This is a genomic window from Helicobacter pylori (genome assembly GCA_008032935.1).
GTDB classification, from domain to species: Bacteria; Campylobacterota; Campylobacteria; order Campylobacterales; family Helicobacteraceae; genus Helicobacter; species Helicobacter pylori_CX.
The window spans coordinates 1,226,886-1,246,891 of sequence record CP032039.1 but is presented as its reverse complement, the minus strand read 5'-3'; the positions used below and the strand labels follow the sequence as shown (position 1 = coordinate 1,246,891).

8 protein-coding genes and 4 pseudogenes are annotated in these 20,006 nt (G+C 38.3%); 7 read left to right on the top strand and 5 right to left on the bottom strand.

The features are described 5' to 3' along the window. The first annotated feature begins 152 nt into the window (after positions 1-152). Positions 153-9,715 (top strand): annotated as a pseudogene (locus tag D2C78_06165) (toxin). 58 nt (positions 9,716-9,773) lie between these two features. Here the strand turns inward: D2C78_06165 and D2C78_06160 are convergent. The 5 genes and pseudogenes from D2C78_06160 to ligA form a co-directional block, all read right to left on the bottom strand. Beyond that, positions 9,774-10,274, bottom strand: a complete 501-nt coding sequence (locus D2C78_06160) for an ABC transporter substrate-binding protein (GenBank protein ID QEF35481.1) — start codon at positions 10,272-10,274, stop codon at positions 9,774-9,776. A gap of 16 nt (positions 10,275-10,290) precedes the next feature. Beyond that, positions 10,291-10,530, bottom strand: a complete 240-nt coding sequence (locus tag D2C78_06155; GenBank protein QEF35480.1) for a hypothetical protein — start codon at positions 10,528-10,530, stop codon at positions 10,291-10,293. Further along, positions 10,530-11,231 (bottom strand): annotated as a pseudogene (locus D2C78_06150) (ABC transporter ATP-binding protein). The gene D2C78_06155 and the pseudogene D2C78_06150 overlap by 1 nt, the downstream one beginning before the upstream one ends. 301 nt (positions 11,232-11,532) lie before the next feature. Next, a complete protein-coding gene (locus D2C78_06145; GenBank protein ID QEF35479.1) occupies positions 11,533-11,868 on the bottom strand; it encodes a hypothetical protein in 336 nt (111 codons plus the stop codon). 121 nt (positions 11,869-11,989) lie between these two features. Beyond that, on the bottom strand, positions 11,990-13,960 hold the full coding sequence (gene ligA / locus D2C78_06140) for a DNA ligase (NAD(+)) LigA (protein ID QEF35478.1): 1,971 nt from the start codon (positions 13,958-13,960) through the stop codon (positions 11,990-11,992). Between the two features lie 77 nt (positions 13,961-14,037). On the opposite strand from ligA, the gene D2C78_06135 reads away from it, so the two are divergent. The 6 genes and pseudogenes from D2C78_06135 to D2C78_06110 all read left to right on the top strand — a co-directional run bounded on the left by D2C78_06135 (position 14,038) and on the right by D2C78_06110 (position 19,963). Beyond that, entirely contained in the window at positions 14,038-14,979 is a 942-nt protein-coding gene (locus D2C78_06135) for a chemotaxis signal transduction protein CheV (GenBank protein QEF35477.1), read from the top strand. Between the two features lie 34 nt (positions 14,980-15,013). Further along, positions 15,014-16,746 (top strand): annotated as a pseudogene (gene aspS / locus D2C78_06130) (aspartate--tRNA ligase). Between the two features lie 16 nt (positions 16,747-16,762). Beyond that, positions 16,763-17,338, top strand: coding sequence for an adenylate kinase (locus D2C78_06125; protein QEF35476.1), 576 nt, complete (start codon positions 16,763-16,765; stop codon positions 17,336-17,338). A 25-nt stretch (positions 17,339-17,363) separates the two neighbouring features. After that, positions 17,364-18,655, top strand: a pseudogene (locus D2C78_06120) (glycosyltransferase family 25 protein). A gap of 55 nt (positions 18,656-18,710) precedes the next feature. Beyond that, the gene (locus D2C78_06115) at positions 18,711-19,313 is read left to right on the top strand and encodes a glycosyltransferase family 25 protein (protein ID QEF35475.1); all 603 of its coding nucleotides are present in this window, start codon (positions 18,711-18,713) and stop codon (positions 19,311-19,313) included. Beyond that, entirely contained in the window at positions 19,262-19,963 is a 702-nt protein-coding gene (locus tag D2C78_06110) for a lipopolysaccharide biosynthesis protein (protein QEF35474.1), read from the top strand. Before D2C78_06115 ends, D2C78_06110 begins: the two co-directional genes overlap by 52 nt. Positions 19,964-20,006 lie beyond the last annotated feature (43 nt).

Sequence of the window (20,006 nt, the reverse complement as noted above, 5' to 3'; positions counted from 1 at the left end):
AGAAAGTAACTAACCGATGGTTTTTATAATGAGATTGGTTACTAACATATAAAAGGATTTGTTTTGTTTTCTTTTAATTAATATAATGAAAATTTCGTTGTGGATAGTGTTAAGAAATGTAATTATATAATATAATAGAAAGGGTTCAAAATATGACTTATAGAAATGGCAAAATAGATTTAAAGAATGAACGCTTTAGTAAAAACCGCTCGTTTAAGGGTGTTAAAAAGAAAATCGCTAAAAAATACAAAATCAAAAACTCGCCTTTGACAATCTATTCCTTAAAAACGCAATCAAATCTTTCTGCATCCTTTAACAAAAAAATCTTCTTAGGGCTAGGGTTTGTTTCAGCTTTGAGCGCTGAAGATTATAAGAGTTCGGTGTATTGGCTCAATAGCGTGAATGAAAATAACAGCAACAAATCCTACTATGTCAGCCCTTTACGCACTTGGGCTGGGGGGAATAGGAATTTCACGCAAAACTACAACAACAGCAAATTGTATATAGGGACAAAAAACGCTTCCGCAACACCTAATAATTCTTCTATATGGTTTGGGGAAAAGGGCTATATCGGTTTTATTACAGGGGTTTTTAAGGCAAAAGACATTTTTATCACAGGAGCTGTTGGCTCAGGTAATGAGTGGAAAACCGGTGGGGGGCGATACTGGTTTTTGAAAGCTCAAACGAATTAAACACTAACGGAGCTTATTTTCAAAATAACAGAGCTGGGACACAAACTTCTTGGATCAATTTGATTTCCAATAACAGCGTGAATTTGACAAACACGGATTTTGGCAACCAAACCCCTAATGGGGGCTTTAATGCTATGGGGCGAAAGATCACCTATAATGGCGGGATCGTCAATGGCGGGAATTTTGGCTTTGATAACGTGGATAGCAACGGCACAACCACCATTAGCGGGGTAACTTTCAACAATAACGGCGCGCTCACTTATAAGGGTGGGAATGGTATCGGGGGGAGCATCACTTTCACTAACTCTAATATCAATCATTACAAACTCAATCTTAATGCTAATAGCGTTACCTTTAATAACAGCACTCTGGGGAGTATGCCTAATGGCAACGCTAATACTATAGGGAATGCCTATATTCTTAATGCAAATAATATTACTTTTAATAATTTGACCTTCAATGGGGGTTGGTTTGTTTTTAATAGAACTAACGCTAATGTTAATTTTCAAGGCACAACCACGATCAACAACCCCACTTCGCCTTTTGTCAATATGACCGGTAAAGTTACTATTAATCCTAATGCGATTTTTAACATTCAAAATTACACGCCTAGCATAGGGAGCGCTTACACGCTCTTTAGCATGAAAAATGGCTCTATCGCTTATAATGATGTGGATAATTTATGGAATATCATCAGGCTTAAAAACACGCAAGCCACAAAAGACGCTGATAAAAATCATACAAGCTCAAATAACAACACCCACACTTACCATGTAACCTATAATTTAGGCGGCACGCTCTATCATTTTAGGCAAATTTTTAGCCCTGATTCTATTGTTTTACAATCCGTCTATTATGGCGCGAACAATCTTTACTACACCAATAGCGTGAATATCCATGATAATGTCTTTAATTTAAAAAATATCAATGATGATAGAGCTGATGCGATTTTTTATCTTAACGGCTTAAACACTTGGAATTACACTAATGCGAGATTTGCTCAAACCTATGGCGGGAAAAACAGCGCTTTAGTCTTTAACGCTACGACCCCTTGGGCTAATGGTGCGATCCCTAAATCTAACAGCACGGTGCGTTTTGGGGGGTATGAGGGGGTCAATTGGGGGAAAACGGGCTATATTACTGGCACTTTCACAGCCGATAGGGTTTATATCACCGGTAACATGATGACTGGTAACGGCGCTCAAACCGGTGGGGGGGCGACTTTGAATTTTGTGGGCGCGACTGAAATTAATATCGCTGGAGCTGATTTTAAAAACCTAAAAACCACTTCACAAAATTCTTACATGACTTTTATCGCTTTAGGGAATGGCTCTGGGAGCGGTAAGATCAATGTTTCTCAGTCTGATTTTTACGATTGGACGGGTGGGGGGTATGATTTTACCGGTAATGGCGTTTTTGATAGCGTGAATTTCAACAAGGCTTATTACAAATTTCAAGGCACTGAAAATTCTTATACTTTTAAAAACACGAACTTTTTAGCAGGGAATTTCAAGTTTCAAGGCAAGACCACCATTGAAAAATCCGTTTTAGATGACGCTTTTTATGCTTTTGATGGCATAAATAACGCCTTTAATGAAGACAAATTTAATAGCGGTTCGTTTAATTTCAACCACGCAGAGCAAACAAACGCTTTTAATAACAACTCGTTTAATGGCGGATCGTTTAGTTTTAACGCTAAGCAAGTGGATTTTAGTGGGAACTCGTTCAATGGGGGCGTGTTTAATTTCAATAAAACTTCTAAAGTCAGTTTTACTGATGACACTTTCAATGTGAATAACCAATTTAAAATAAATGGCGCTCAAACGGATTTTGCTTTCAATAAGGGCGTTGTTTTCAACATGCAAGGGCTTTTGAATAGCCTAAGCGTAGGCACGACTTATCAATTGCTTAACGCTAAAAGCGTGGATTATAAGGATAATAACGCTTTGTATCAAATGCTGCGTTGGATTAGTGGGGAAAACCCTAGCGGCACGCTAGTAAATAAGGATCAATCCACGCCAGACAGCACTAAAATTTATAATGTCCAATTCACCGATAACGGCTTGACTTACTACATCAAAGAAAATTTTAATAACGGGATCACGCTCACTCGTTTATGCACTCTAGGGTATACGCATTGCGTGAATATCCATAATGAGGTATTTCATCTTAAAAATGTCAATAACAACGCCAGTAACACCGTGTTCTATCTCAACGGCATGACGACTTGGAAGACTGCTGGCACAGGCGTTTTCACGCAAGATTATAGCGGCGCTAACAGCGTTTTAGTGTTCAATCAGACCACCCCTTTTCTTGCTGGGGCGAATCCCACTTCTAATAGCGTGGTGGGTTTTGGGAAAACTTCAGGGGCTGAATGGGGGCTAGTGGGCTATATTCAAGGCGTTTTTAAAGCCAATCAAATTGATATTACCGGCACCATTCGCTCTGGTAATGGGGCCAAAACCGGTGGGGGCGCGACTTTAGTGTTTAACGCTCAAAAGCGTTTGAATATCGCTAACGCTCATTTGAATAGCGATAAAGCCGGTTTGCAAAATTCATGGATGAATTTCATTGTGGATAATGGCAACTTGAATGCAACAAACGCAAATTTTAGTAACCAAACCCCGCATGGAGGCTTTAACCTTAAAGCCAATGACATCACTTGGGATAAAGGCTCTGTGAGTGGAGGGGGGAATTTTGGCGTGGATAACGCTAGCGCTAATGGGAAGGCGGTGATTAAGAATGTTAGTTTTAGCGATAACGGCACCTTGATTTATAAAGGGGGCGAAAACAGTGCCGGAAATTCTTTAACCCTAGAAAACAACACTTTCAATTCTTACAATATCAACGCAAAAGCGCAAAATCTAATTTTTAACAACAACTCGTTTAATGGCGGTAGCTATTCGTTTAATGACACTAAAAACACCACCTTTAAAGGCACAAACACGCTTATTAATAGCGATCCTTTCAGCCGCCTTAAAGGCTCAATCGCTATTGACAATAATAGTATTTTTAATATTGAAAGGGATTTGACTGACAACACCACCTACACGCTTTTAAGTGGGGATAACATTAAATATAATAATGAAATTGTGGCGGACAATGCTTTTTCAAAAAATTTATGGAATTTGATCCATTATGGTGGCGAACAAGGGACTTTATTAAGGACGGATAACAACACTTTTTTTGTGCAATTCACCCAAAGCAACGGCCAAAAATTTGTTTTTGAAGAGACTTTTAATCCGGGCTCTATCACTTATAAATATTTCACTATCCATTCTTCGCCTTTCCACACAGACGCTGATTCTAAGGATATTTGGAGTCAAGTGAGGAAGCAATTTGATTTCATTCCAGGAAAAACCCCTGTGTGCGTTGGCGTGTGCTATATCGCGCCTTATAAAAATCAAGACCTTATTGGCTCTAGCGCTTTTGCATGGTCGCTGAACTTTGGGGCTACGGTGGTAGGGACTTTGCTTTTAGGGAGCGCTCAAGAAAAGGCTAATGACAATGGCGGATCGATCTGGTTTGGTAAGAATAATTTGCTGTATTTGCATGGCAATTTCAACGCGACTAATATCTTTTTAACGAATAACTTTAATGTCGGCAACCCTAACGCTGGCGGTGGGGCAACGATCAATTTTAACGCTGATGAAACCTTGAACGCTGACGGGTTGGATTACACGAATTTTCAAACCGTGGCTATGGGCTTACAAACCAGTGCGAGCCAGCATTCATGGGCGAATTTTAATTCCAAGCTTTCTATGGAGATTAAAAATTCTAACTTTAGGGATTTCACATGGGGAGGCTTTAATTTTAATTCAGGGCGTATCGCTTTTGAAAACACCACTTTTAGCGGTTGGACTAATATTAACGGAGCGACTGAAAGCGGCTCATCGTATGTGAACATGGTTGCGAATACGGATTTGATTTTTACTAATTCCATTTTAGGAGGGGGCATTCGTTATGATTTGAAAGCTAATAACATTATTTTCAATAACTCTCAAATAGTCATTGATGTGTCTAAAAATGTGAATCAGTCTTCATTGAATGGGAATGTTACTTTCAATCATTCCAGGCTTTCAGTCAAACCCAATGCGGCTATCAATATTGGGGGGGATCAGACTCAAACGATTTTAGAAAACGCTTCAAGCCTTTCTTTTTATAATAATAGTGTGGCTAATTTTAACGGCACGACTGCTTTTAACGGGGTTTCTTACTTGAATTTAAACCCTAACGCTCAATTAAGCTTCAATCAAGCGAATTTCAATAACGCTAATGTAACCTTTTATGGCATCCCGCTATTTGGTAAAACGCCTGATTTTGGCAACTCTGCACGCCTTATTAATTTCAAAGGGAATACGAATTTTAATCAAGCGACGCTCAATTTAAGGGCTAAAAATATCCATATCAATTTCCAAGGCACTTCTACTTTTGAAAATAACTCTACGATGAATTTAGCTGAAAGTTCCCAAGCGAGTTTTAATACGCTTAGCGTAGAGGGGGAAACGAATTTCAATCTCAATAACTCAAGCTTATTAAATTTCAATGGCGATAGCGTTTTTAACGCTCCTGTGAGTTTTTATGCCAATAATTCTCAAATTTCTTTCACTAAATTAGCGACCTTTAATGCAGACGCTTCATTTGATTTAAGCAACAACAGCACCCTGAATTTTCAAAGCGTTCTTTTAAATGGCGCTCTAAACCTTTTAGGCAATGGCACTAACGCTTTATCCATTAATGCAAGCGGGAATTTCAGCTTTGGAACTCAAGGCGTTTTGAATCTGTCTAATGTGAATTTATTTGATGCAAAAAACAAGCCCTTAGTTTATAATGTTTTACAAGCTCAAAATATTCAGGGTTTGATGGGGAATAACGGCTATGAAAAGATCCGTTTTTATGGCATACAGATTGACAAGGCTGACTACTCGTTTAATAACGGCGTTCATTCTTGGAGTTTCATTAACCCGCTCAACACGACTGAAACGATTACAGAAACCTTGCATAACAACCGCTTGAAAATTCAAATCTCTCAAAACGGCGTTTCTAATAATGCGATGTTCAATCTCGCTCCTAGCTTGTATTTTTACCAAAAAAACCCTTATGATGAAAGCTCTAATTCCTATAATCACACAAGCGGCAAAGCTGGCACTTATTATTTGAGCAGTAATATCAAAGGCTTTAATCAAAACAATAAAACACCCGGGACTTATAACGCGCAAAACCAACCCTTACAAGCCTTACATATTTATAATCAGGCTATCACTAAGCAGGATTTAAGCGTTATTGCCAGTTTGGGTAAGGAATTTTTGCCTAAAATAGCCAATCTTTTATCTTCAGGGGATTTGGACAATCTCAATATCAATAGCCCGAATGGTTTTGAAACTCTTTTTGGTATCTTTGAAAAGTATGGTATCACTTTAAACCAAGAAAATTGGAAGAGCTTATTAAAGATTATCAATAATTTTTCCAACACGGCTAATTATGATTTCTCTCAAGGCAATCTCGTGGTAGGGGCGATCAAAGAAGGGCAAACGAACACGAATAGCGTGGTGTGGTTTGGAGGCGATGGCTATAAAAATCCATGCGCGGTTGGGGATAACACTTGCCAGATGTTCAGACAGACTAATTTAGGGCAATTGCTTAATTCTAGTGCGCCTTATTTGGGCTACATTAACGCTAATTTTAGGGCTAAAAACATTTACATTACCGGAACCATCGGCAGCGGGAACGCTTGGGGGAGTGGAGGGAGCGCGAATGTGTCTTTTGAAAGCGCGACGAATTTAGTGCTCAATCAAGCCAATATTGACGCTCAAGGGACTGATAAAATCTTTTCTTATCTAGGGCAAGGTGGCATTGAAAAGCTTTTTGGAGAAAAGGGCTTGGGGAATATCCTTTCTAACATGGTTTATGAAGAGAGCTTGAACAATAACGCTATCCCTAAAGATTTAGCCAGCATGATCCCTAAAGATTTTGGATCTAAGACTTTAAGCTCTTTGCTTAGCCCTACTGAAGTGAATGATCTCTTAGGCGTGAGCGCTTTTAAAAACGCGATCATGGAAATTTTAAATTCTAAAACGGTGGGCGATGTTTTTGGTGAAAACGGGCTTTTAAACGCACTAGATCCTACGGAAAGAAAAAAAATTGATCAAATGCTTTTAGAGCAAATCCAAGCCCATTCTTCAGGGTTTGAAAAATTCATCGTGAAAACTTTAGGGATTGAAAATGTAGAGAATTTCATCAATAACTGGTATGGCAAGCAAAGTTTGAGTTCTTTTGCCAATAATTTTGTGCCTGGAGGCTTGAATCAAGCCCTGGATAAAATAGGCTCTAGCGCTGATGCCAAAGACTTACAGAGTTTCTTGGATAAAACGACTTTTGGGGATATTCTCAATCAAATGATTGAACAAGCCCCCCTAATCAATAAGCTCATTTCTTGGCTCGGCCCACAGGATTTGAGCGTGTTAGTCAATATCGCTCTAAATAGCATCACTAACCCTAGCGAAGAGCTAACTAACACCATTTCTAGCATAGGTGAAAAAGCGTTAAATGACTTATTAGGCGAAAGCGTAGTGAATAAAATCATGAGCAATCAAGTCCTAGGGCAAATGTTCAATAAAATCGTCGCTGATAAGGGATTAGGAGGCGTTTATCATCAAGGTTTAGGCTCTATACTGCCTCAATCTTTACAAGATGAGTTGAAACAATTGGGCATGGGATCTTTACTCAAACCTAAAGGCTTGCACAATCTCTGGCAAAAAGGGAATTTCAATTTTGTGGCTAAAAACCATGTGTTTGTGAATAACAGCTCGTTTAGTAACGCCACAGGGGGGGAATTGAATTTTGTGGCGGGCAAGTCCATTATCTTTAATGGGAAAAACACGATTAATTTCACGCAATATCAGGGCAGGCTTTCTTTTGTATCTAAAGATTTTTCTAACATTTCATTAGATACCTTAAACGCTACCAACGGCTTAACGCTTAATGCTCCTAAAAATGACATTAGCGTTCAAAAAGGTCAGATTTGCGTGAATGTTTTAAATTGCATGAGCGAGAAAAAAACTAATTCTTCAACTTCAAGCGTTCCAACCGATGAAACGCTAGAAGTGAATGCCAATAACTTCGCTTTTTTAGGAACCATTAAAGCTAATGGATTAGTGGATTTTTCAAAAGTCTTACAAAATACGACTATTGGGACTTTAAATTTAGGGCCAAATGCTCTTTTGAGGGCGAATAATTTGATCGTGAATAACGCTTTTAATAATAACTCTAATCATAGGGCTGATATTAGCGGTAATCTCAATGTGGTAAAAGGAGCGACTCTCAGCACGAATGAAAATGGTTTGAATGTGGGGGGCGATTTCAAGAGCGAAGGGCCATTAATCTTTAATCTTAATAACCCCACCCATCAAACGATTATTAATGTAACGGGCACTTCTACGATCATGTCTTATAACAATCAGGCTTTAATCCATTTTAACACTCAAAAACAAGGCACTTACACGCTTATAGACGCTAAACGCATGGTTTATGGCTATGATAATCAAACGATTCTTGGAGGGAGCTTGAGCGATTACCTCAAGCTTTACACCCTCATTGATTTTAACGGCAAACGCATGCAATTAAAGGGCGATTCACTAAGCTATGACAACCAACCGGTCAATATTAAAGATGGGGGTCTTGTGGTGAGCTTTAAAGACAATCAAGGGCAAATGGTGTATTCATCTATCCTTTATGATAAAGTTCAAGTTAGCGTCTCTGATAAACCCATGGATATTCATGCCCCTAGTTTGGAGTATTACATCAAATACATTCAAGGCAGCACTGGTTTGAATGCGATCAAATCTGCGGGCAATAATTCCATTCTGTGGTTGAATGAGCTTTTTGCGGCTAAGGGGGGTAATCCCTTGTTCGCTCCTTATTATTTGCAAGACACGCCCACTGAACACATTGTTACCTTAATGAAAGATATTACCAGCGCTTTAGGCATGCTTTCTAAACCCAATCTTAAGAACAATTCCACCGATGCTTTACAGCTCAACACTTACACGCAACAAATGAGCCGTTTAGCCAAGCTTTCTAATTTCGCTTCCTTTGATTCAACGGATTTTAGCGAACGCTTGAGCAGTCTTAAAAACCAAAGATTTGCTGATGCAATCCCTAATGCGATGGATGTGATTTTAAAATACTCTCAAAGGGATAAACTAAAAAACAACCTTTGGGCGACCGGCGTTGGGGGCGTGAGCTTTGTGGAAAATGGCACAGGAACGCTCTATGGTGTCAATGTGGGCTATGACAGATTCATTAAGGGTGTGATTGTTGGAGGGTATGCGGCTTATGGGTATAGCGGTTTTTATGAACGCATCACTAATTCTAAATCCGATAATGTGGATGTGGGCTTGTATGCGAGAGCTTTCATTAAAAAGAGCGAGCTGACTTTTAGCGTCAATGAAACTTGGGGGGCTAATAAAACCCAAATCAGCTCCAACGACGCTCTGCTTTCTATGATCAACCAGTCTTATCAATACAGCACATGGACGACGAACGCAAAAGTTAATTACGGGTATGATTTCATGTTTAAAAACAAAAGCATCATTTTAAAACCTCAAATTGGTTTAAGGTATTACTATATTGGCATGACCGGTTTAGATGGGGTGATGGATAACGCGCTTTATAACCAGTTTAAAGCGAACGCCGATCCGTCTAAAAAATCCGTTTTAACGATTGATCTTGCTTTGGAGAACCGCCATTATTTCAACACAAACTCTTATTTTTATGCGATTGGCGGCGTTGGTAGGGATTTGCTTGTAAGGTCTATGGGGGATAAATTGGTGCGTTTCATTGGTAACAACACTTTGAGTTACAGGAAAGGCGAGCTTTATAACACTTTTGCGAGCATCACTACAGGCGGGGAAGTGAGGTTATTTAAAAGCTTTTATGCGAATGCTGGGGTGGGGGCTAGGTTTGGACTAGATTACAAAATGATCAATATCACCGGAAATATTGGAATGCGTTTAGCGTTTTAAAAGTAGGGGGCTTACCCCTTTTTGAGCCATTAAGCGAATTAATGGTGGGACTAAGGGTTTAACGCATGCGTTCTTTTGGTGTTAGTAACATGCGATTAGCGCTTAGTAAAAATAAAATAATGCCACCAATAATGAAAAATGTTGAAGTTGCTAAAACCAGTATAGTATCAATCCCTTGAAAAGCTTTGATTAGAAGTTGATTAAGGTAGTAAAAAATAGATGTTTTGATAAATAATTGACCAATATTAGGTAAGTATTCTAAAGGAACAAAAACATTACAAGACATTAGCGCATAGAGATTGATGATATTACAAAATCCTAAGATGCTTTGTTCGTTTTGAAAAATTCTAGCTACAAAAATGGCCAAGCAAAAACAAAACAATGCGCTTGAAAAAACACTAACAAACCCCAAAATAAGCGCTTTAAAATTAAGAATAGTGATGATATTGAGCATATAAAAAGAGAGAACAATAAAGATAAAAGCATATAGGATTACAACGATTAGTCTTGAAGCGATTAATGCTAGAGTTATTTGTTTGAAAGTTGCTGGTGATAGCATGTAGAACAAGAATATATTATGCGATTCTCAAGCTTGTTATAGCTTGTGTGAGACCAAAGATCGCGCTAGAAATAATAAGAAGTCCCATTAGACCTATAATGTTATTAAAGTAAAAAATTTCAGTGGTATTTTTTGAAAAAACAAAAATTAGTAATAGGAGCATTAAAATAGGATAAATAAAAGTCCAAAATAGCGTGCTTGTATTGGTGAGATAAGATTTGATTTCAAGTTTTAGGATAGATAGAATTGCTCCCACTAAATATCCTTTAGTAATGCTAATAAGTCTTTTGTGGTTGGTTTTTCTTTAAAGTTAAAAGTTTTAGCTACAGATTTTAATATAGAATTTAAAGGTTTGTATTGAGCAATGTTGCCATTCTTAAGGAACAATACCCATTCGCAACTATCTAAGACAATAGGATCATGAGTGGCGATGATACTTGTAAGTTGTTGGGTGTTGCACAAGCTTATGAGATTTGATAGTCTTATAAGAGCGTTTTGCTCTAAACTGGTTTCTGGTTCATCCATAATAATTAATTGGGGGTGGTGGCTAAGAGCTAAATCAATCTTTAAGCGCTGTTTTTATCCATCGCTTAGGTGTTCGTAGGTTTTATTCAAAAGATTTTTTTCAAATAGATTTGGAGTGCAGTTTTTGTGAAAAAATTGATAGAATTTAAAAAGGTCGTTTGCGTTTAATCCAGGTGGGTAGTTGAATAGGTTAGAGACAACTCCCAATTGCTTGCGTTGTGGTATAACATTGTCGTGGTATGGAATATTATTGTTTTGTGCTTTAAAATTATAGTCTGATCTAATGCCTAGAATAGTGTTGATAAGCGTTGATTTTCCAGCACCATTTGTGCCAATAATGGCTGTACTAGTATGACTTTTAAATGAAAAATCTTGTATATTTAAAGCGTTTTTAAACATGGTTTTTGGGTGTATGCTGATGTTAGAAATCATAAAATCCCCTTATTAGAAATGATTTAAAATCCTATTTAGGGTTATTATATTAAATGATGGTTTTATTGAGTGCAGTGTTACTAAAAAATTAACTAATCTTTATTAAAACGAGACAAAAGCGTTACTGATAGATACGCTCTAAGCGAGTGAGATTTTAAAAAGCATTCCAAACTCTCAAAAATAGACAAAGCCAAGGCTTTGAATAAAAAGATCAATAACCTTAAAAAACCAAAGGAACCGAGCTTTTGATTTTCCATTCTCAAAACCCTAAATACCCTCTCATTTTTTGTCCGTTACTGGTTTATGGGTGTTTTAACATGTAAAATTCCAGCGCTTTTTCAAAGAGGAGCGAGCGGTTAGAAAAACCTTTCTCTTTCATGTATTCATCCACTTTAGCCATAAAACTGGGCGAAAGTAAAACGCTATGATTGATTCTTCGCTCTTTACTTGTTTTTTCTTCGTATTCTATTTCTTCTATTTCAGCTAACAAACTGGGCGAGAGCGAAATGTTAAAACTGCTCCTTCGTTCATTGCCCACTTTTATTTCTGCTTCTAACTCGGCTAATTCGGTTAGCAACCTTTTGCGTTTGGCTTGTAAAGCCTGAACGGTTGTGTGCGCTTTATGGTGTTCCATCATTGTTCCTTAAAATATATTCATTTTTCGCATTCTACTATAAAATAGGATTTTGTGAGTAAATTCATTAAGAATGAAAATTGGAATTTTTCTTTAGAATTTAACTGGATATTTGATTTTAATTTTAATCCAATTCCTTAAGGCGCTTTAATAATTCTTCTTCATTCAAAACGCTCACGCCATGTTTTTTTGCTAGAGCGAGTTTTGAGCCGGGGTTTTCTCCAGCGATTAAAAAATTGGTTTTAGCGCTCACGCTTGAAGCAATTTTTGCCCCTAAATTTTCTAACATTTGAGTGTATTCTTGCCGTGGTTTAGAAAGCGTGCCGGTTAAAACAATCGTTTTATCACTGAAAACAGAAGAGCTTTTTTGCTTTTCTTCAGCCATATCGCTGTTTTTAGGGTTCAATAAATCAAATAACGATCGGATAAATTCCTGATTGCTCGCATAAAAATTGACTAGAGAGTGCGCCATTTCCACCCCAAAGCCTTCCATTTCTAAAAACTCAGCTTCGCTTTTTTCTAACACATTTAAGCCGTATTTGGCTAGCGTTTTACTCGCTCCCTTACCAATATGCTCAATCCCTAAAGCGTTGATCAAACGCCATAAGGGAGGGTTTTTGCTCTTTTGAATAGCGTCTAATAGATTTTGAGCTTTTTTGATTTTGAATTTGTCTAGCCGCATTAAATCTTCTAATTTTAAAGCATACAAATCCAGGGCGTTAACAATGAGTTTTTCTTCAAAAAGTTGCTCTATGACTTTATCGCCCAAGCCTTGAATGTTTAAAGCGTCCTTAGAAGCGAAATGAATCAAGCTTTCTTTCAACCTTGCCGGGCAATTAAGGTTTTGACAATAGGTAAAAATCTCTTCGCACAAAAGCTCATGCGAACATATAGGGCAAACTTTGGGGCGCATGATTTTTTGTTGCGAGCCGTCTCTGTAAGTTTCTAAAGGTTTGATGATTTTAGGGATCACGTCGCCGCTTCTAATGACAACGACCCTATCATTGAGCATGATATTTTTTTTTTCAATTTCAGAATAATTGTGTAAGGTCGCTTTCGTAATTATAGCTCCAGCAATTTCTATAGGTTCTAAAAGAGCGACCGGCGTGATTGCCCCGCTACGCCCCACTTGGTTAATGACTCCTACAATTTTGGTGTGTTTTTCTAGAGCCGGGAATTTATAAGCGCAAGCGAATTTAGGGGATTTTTGCGTGTAACCTAGCTCCTTTTGAATATCCAATTCATCCACAACGATCACCATGCCGTCTAAAAGGGCAAAAAAGCCCTCCCTTTCTTTAATCAGGGTGTGGTAATTTTCTTCTATTTCTTGGTGGTTTTTGTTTAGGCTTAAGTATTCAATAGCGTTAAAACCTAGCGAAACAATAAAATCCAAACACTCCTTAAAGCTTAGGAAATTTAAAGAATGCTTGCCCACGCCCCAAGGAATGAATTGCAATTTACGCTTTTTAGTGATTTTACTATCAAGCTGCCTCAAACTCCCTGATGCGGCGTTTCTAGGGTTAGCGAATAGGGGTTCATTAGCGTTTAAGCGCTCTTTGTTTAAAGCGTCAAAATCCTTTTTAGAAATGATCACTTCGCCCCTGATTTCTATTTCTCCATTATAAGCGATAGTGTGGGGGATATTAGCGATGTGTTTAGCGTTTGCGCTCACTAATTCCCCTTCTAAGCCGTTGCCCCTAGTGGTCGCCTTCACTAGCTTGCCATGTTGATACAAAAGATTGAGCGAAACCCCATCAAGTTTGGGCGAACACACGAACGAAGCGCTAGGATAGGCTTTTAAAATGCGTTGCAACCACGCTTGCAATTCATTTTGATTGAACACATCATCTAAGCTCCACATCCGCATTAAATGGGGGTTTTTATTGAACGAATTGGGGGTAGTAGCCCCCACTTTTTGGGTAGGGGAATTGGCTTGAATGTTATTAGGGTTTTTTTCTTCATAAGCTTTTAATTCTTGATAAAGTTCATCATAGACTGCATCGCTCACGATGGGATCATCAAGGTTGTAATAATGGTGCGATAGGGTGTTTAAATATTCAATTCTTTCTAAATATTCTTTTTGGCTTTTTATCATGTTTGTAAAAACCTTTTAAACTAAATTAGGGTAGTATTATAACATTTAATCTTTGATAGGGCTTTAGGGGAAATTAGGTGGTAAGAGGCATTGACAAAACGACTTCGTTGCACTTAAACAACGAAGCGCAATTTCTGTGCTTTAGATTAGATGCAGAAAAAGACGCCCAGCTTTATGGCATGAATATTTTTAAGATCCGAGAAATTATCCATTATGACGGGGAGGTTACAGAGATTCTTGGGGGGAGCGATGGCATGATGCTCGGGTTTCTTAGCGTTAGGGGCGAATCCATTCCTTTAGTGGATGTGAAAAGGTGGTTGCATTATAACGCTAATGATCCGAGCCGCAATTTGAAAGAATGCAGCGTTAAAGATGACCATAATTTAGTGATCGTGTGCCATTTTTCTAACCATTCCATCGCTCTAAAGGTTTTAAAAATTGAAAGGATCATCCATAAAAATTGGACTGAGATTAGTGCTGGGGACAAACAAGGCATTAATGAAGAAGGTAAGCTTAGCGCTATCACTCGTTTTGATGGAGAACAAGTGGTGCAGATCTTAGATGTGGAAAAAATGATAAGCGATGTTTTCCCTAGCTTGAAGGATTTAGACGACTTGACTTTGCGTTGCATAGAAGCCATTCAAAGCCAAAAACTCATTTTAATCGCTGAAGACTCCTTAAGCGCTCTTAAAACCCTAGAAAAAATCGTTCAAACCTTAGAATTGCGTTATTTAGCCTTTCCAAACGGAAGGGAATTGTTGGATTATTTGTATGAAAAAGAACATTACCAACAAGTCGGCGTGGTCATTACGGATTTAGAAATGCCTAACGTTTCAGGGTTTGAAGTGCTAAAAACCATTAAAGCTGATAGCAGAACCGAACACATTCCTGTGATTATCAATTCGTCCATGAGCAGCGATTCTAACCGCCAATTAGCCCAATCTTTAGAAGCGGATGGTTTTGTGGTAAAATCTAACATTCTTGAAATCCATGAAATGCTTAAAAAAACGCTTTCATAAATTTAATTTTTGTTTTAATTTAAAGGGATAAAACATGCGAAGTCATTTCTGCACAGAAATTAGTGAAAAAGATGTGGGTAAAACCATCAAAGTGGCCGGGTGGTGTAACACTTATAGAGACCATGGAGGCGTGGTTTTTATTGATTTAAGGGATAAGAGCGGTTTGGTGCAATTAGTCTGTGATCCTAGCTCTAAGGCTTATGAAAAGGCTTTAGAAGTCAGGAGTGAATTTGTGCTAGTGGCTAAAGGGAAAGTGCGTTTGAGAGGCGCTGGGTTAGAAAACCCTAAACTAAAGACCGGTAAAATTGAAATCGTTTTAGAAGAGCTAGTCATTGAAAATAAAAGCGCTACCCCACCGATTGAAATCGGCAACAAACATGTGAATGAGGATTTGCGCTTGAAATACCGCTATTTGGATTTGCGCTCTCCTAATTCTTATGAAATCTTTAAATTGCGCAGCGAAGTGGCTTTAATCACTCGTAACACTCTAGCCCAAAAGGGTTTTTTAGAGATTGAAACCCCCATTTTGTCTAAAACCACGCCTGAAGGGGCTAGGGATTATTTAGTGCCAAGCAGGGTGCATGAGGGCGAATTTTTCGCGCTTCCCCAAAGCCCGCAATTATTCAAACAGCTTTTAATGGTGGGGGGAATGGATAGGTATTTTCAAATCGCTCGTTGCTTTAGAGATGAAGATTTGAGAGCGGACAGGCAGCCAGAATTCACGCAAATTGATGCGGAAATGAGTTTTTGCGATGAAAATGATGTGATGGGCGTGGTGGAAGATTTGTTGCAAGCGATTTTTAAAGCGATTGGGCATACTATTTCTAAACCTTTTAAACGCATGCCTTATAAGGAAGCGATGGAAAATTACGGGAGCGACAAGCCGGATTTACGCTTTGAATTGCCTTTAGTTGAAGTGGGGGATTGTTTTAGGGACAGCTCAAATTCTATTTTTTCTAATATCGCAAAAGATCCTAAACACAAACGCATTAAAGCTTTGAACGTTAAGGGGGCTGATGCGCTTTTTAGCCGCAGCGTTTTAAAAGAATTAGAAGAATTTGTGCGCCAATTTGGGGCTCAAGGCTTGGCGTATTTGCAGATCAAAGAAGATGGGATTAAAGGGCCTTTAGTTAAATTTTTGAGCGAAAAAGGGCTTAAGAATATTTTAGAAAAAACTGGTGCAAAAACTGGGGATATTGTCTTTTTTGGAGCTGGGGATAAAAAAATCGTGCTAGATTACATGGGACGCTTGCGCTTGAAGGTGGCTGAAACGCTTGATTTGATTGATAAAGACGCTTTGAATTTCTTATGGGTGGTCAATTTCCCCATGTTTGAAAAAACCGAAAACGGCTATCATGCTGCACACCACCCCTTTACGATGCCTAAAAATATAGAATGCGAAGATATAGAAGAGATTGAAGCGCATGCGTATGATGTGGTGCTTAATGGCGTGGAGCTTGGTGGGGGAGCATAAGGATTCATAAAGAAGAAATGCAAAAAAAAGTCTTTGAAAAAATCAATATCCACGAAGAAGAAGCGCAAAAGAAATTTGGCTTTTTACTAGAAGCGCTAAAGTTTGGCGCTCCTCCTCATGGGGGCTTTGCGATAGGCTTTGATCGCTTGATCATGCTCATGACTAAATCTAGTAGCATTAGAGATGTGATCGCTTTCCCTAAAACGCAAAAAGCTTCATGCTTATTGACTGACGCTCCTAGCCCCATTAATGAAGAGCAGCTAAGAGAATTACACATTCGCTTGAGAAAATAATTTAAAAGGATACGATATGAAACAACTATTTTTGATTATTGGAGCCCCAGGGAGTGGTAAAACCACTGATGCAGAGCTTATCGCTAAGAATAACAGCGAAACAATCGCTCATTTTTCTACCGGGGATTTACTCAGGGCTGAGAGCGCTAAAAAGACTGAGCGAGGCTTATTGATTGAGAAATTCACTTCTCAAGGCGAATTAGTGCCTTTAGAAATTGTGGTAGAAACGATCCTTTCAGCGATTAAAAGCTCTAGTAAAGGGATCATTTTAATTGATGGCTATCCTAGGAGCGTGGAACAAATGCAAGCTTTGGATAAGGAATTGAACGCTCAAAACGAAGTGATCTTAAAAAGCGTGATTGAAGTAGAAGTGAGTGAAAACACCGCTAAAGAAAGGGTTTTAGGGCGCTCTAGGGGGGCTGATGATAATGAAAAGGTGTTTCATAACCGCATGCGGGTGTTTTTGGATCCGTTGGGTGAGATCCAAAATTTTTACAAGAATAAGAAAGTGTATAAAGCGATCAATGGGGAGAGGAGCATTGAAGAGATTGTGGGCGAAATGCAAGAGTATATCTTGTCTTTCGGTAATTAAAATGCACTCTCAAGGAGAATGATCTGTGATTTCTGTTTATATCATTTCTTTAAAAGAAAGTCAAAGGCGTTTGGATACTGAAAAACTCGTTTCAGAATCCAATGAAAAATTTAAAGGCCGTTGTGTTTTCCAAATCTTTGACGCTATTAGCCCTAAACATCAAGATTTTGAAAAATTCGTTCAAGAGCTTTATGATTCTTCAAGTATGTTAAAATCCGATTGGTTCCATTCTGATTGGTGTTGTGGAGAATTATTGCCCCAAGAATTTGGGTGCTATTTAAGCCATTATCTTTTGTGGAAAGAATGCGTCAAAACAAACCAACCGGTCGTTATTTTAGAAGATGATGTAGCCTTAGAGTCTAATTTCATGCAAGCCTTAGAAGATTGCTTGAAAAGCCCTTTTGATTTTGTCAAGCTTTTTGGGTGGTATTGGAATTTTCATAAAACCAATTTGCACACGCTCCCCCTAGAGAGAGATGCTGTAGAATCTGTGGGAGAGACACCCATTGAAGATCATGCAAAGGCTGAAGAGGCTGAAACGCCTATTGAAAATTATGAAGTTACCCCCCCCCCCCCAATCCCACACAAGATGCGCAACAAGATTGTATTATTGAAACGCAACAAGACCCTAAAGAACTATATGAGCCTTGCAAAATAGCGCCCCAAAAAATCTCTTTTAACCAAGTGGTTTTTAAAAAAATTAAAAGAAAACTCAACCGCTTTATTGGAAGTATTTTAGCTCGGACAGAAGTGTATAAGAATATCGTAGGAAAATACGATGAACTCACAGGAAAATACGATGAACTCACAGGAAAATACGATGAACTCACAGGAAAATACGATGAACTCACAGGAAAATACGAATCCTTATTGGCAAAAGAGGCAAACATCAAAGAGACCTTTTGGGAAAGGCGTGCTGATAGTGAAAAAGAAGCCTTATTTTTAGAGCATTTTTACCTCACTAGCGTGTATGTGGCTTCTACGGCAGGCTACTATATCACGCCTAAGGGAGCTAAAACTTTTATAGAAGCCACGGAGCGTTTTAAAATCATAGAGCCGGTGGATATGTTCATAAACAACCCCACTTACCATGATGTCGCTACTCTTACTTACTTGCCTTTGCCTGTTTCTTTGAACAAGCATTGCAAAATCAGCACCATCCAAAATCTAAAAAAATCCGACATTTCATTGAGCGGCCCTAAAAAGTCTTACTTGGATAATCTTCTTTATGATCAATTAAACACTAGAAAGTGCTTAAAAGCCTTTCACAAATACAGCAGACGATACGCTCCTTTAAAAACCCCTAAAGAGGTTTAAAAAGAGCGGGCTTTATGTTAGAATAATTCATGGAATGACATATTTAGGAGTTCATTTGACGCAAGTTTATATCATTTCTTTAAAAGAAAGTCAAAGGCGTTTGGATACTGAAAAACTCGTTTTAGAATCCAATGAAAAGTTTAAAGGCCGTTGTGTTTTTCAAATCTTTGACGCTATTAGCCCCAAACACCAAGATTTTGAAAAACTCGTTCAAGAGCTTTATGACGCGCAAAGCATGTTAAAATCCGATTGGTTCCATTCTGATTATTGCTATAAGGAATTATTGCCCCAAGAATTTGGGTGCTATTTAAGCCATTATCTTTTGTGGAAAGAATGCGTCAAATTAAACCAACCGGTCGTTATTTTAGAAGATGATGTAGCCTTAGAGTCTAATTTCATGCAAGCCTTAGAAGATTGCTTGAAAAGCCCTTTTGATTTTGTGAGACTCTATGGGCATTATTGGGGAGGCCATAAAACCAATTTGTACTCTCTCCCTATCTATACAGAGGCTGAAGAGGCTGAAGCGTCTATTGAAGAAACGCCTATTGAAAATTATGAAGTTACCCCCCCCCCCCCAATCCCACACAAGATGCGCAACAAGATTGTATTATTGAAACGCAACAAGACCCTAAAGAACTATATGAGCCTTGCAAAATAGCGCCCCAAAAAATCTCTTTTAACCAAGTGGTTTTTAAAAAAATTAAAAGAAAACTCAACCGCTTTATTGGAAGTATTTTAGCTCGGACAGAAGTGTATAAGAATATCGTAGGAAAATACGATGAACTCACCAAAAAATACGATGATCTCAATAAGAATATTGCGGAAAAATACGACGAACTCATGGGAAAATACGAATCCTTACTGGCAAAAGAAACAAACATCAAAGAGACTTTTTGGGAATCTCGTGCTGATAATGAAAAAGAAGCGCTATTTTTAGAGCATTTTTACCTCACCAGCGTGTATGTGGCTACTACGTCAGGCTACTACCTCACGCCTAAGGGTGCTAAAACTTTTATAGAGGCTACGGAGCGTTTTAAAATCATAGAGCCGGTGGATATGTTTATGAATAACCCCACTTACCATAATGTTGCGAATTTTACCTATTTGCCTTGCCCTGTTTCTTTAAACAAGCATGCTTTCAATAGCACCATTCAAAATGCGAAAAAGCCTGACATTTCATTAAAACCCCCTAGAAAATCCTATTTTGATAATCTTTTTTATCATCAATTAAACACCAAAAAGTGCTTGAGGGCGTTTCACAAATACAGCAAACAATACGCTCCTTTAAAAACCCCTAAAGGGGTTTAAAAAGAGCGGGCTTTATGTTAGAATAAGTCTTTTTTATTTCAAA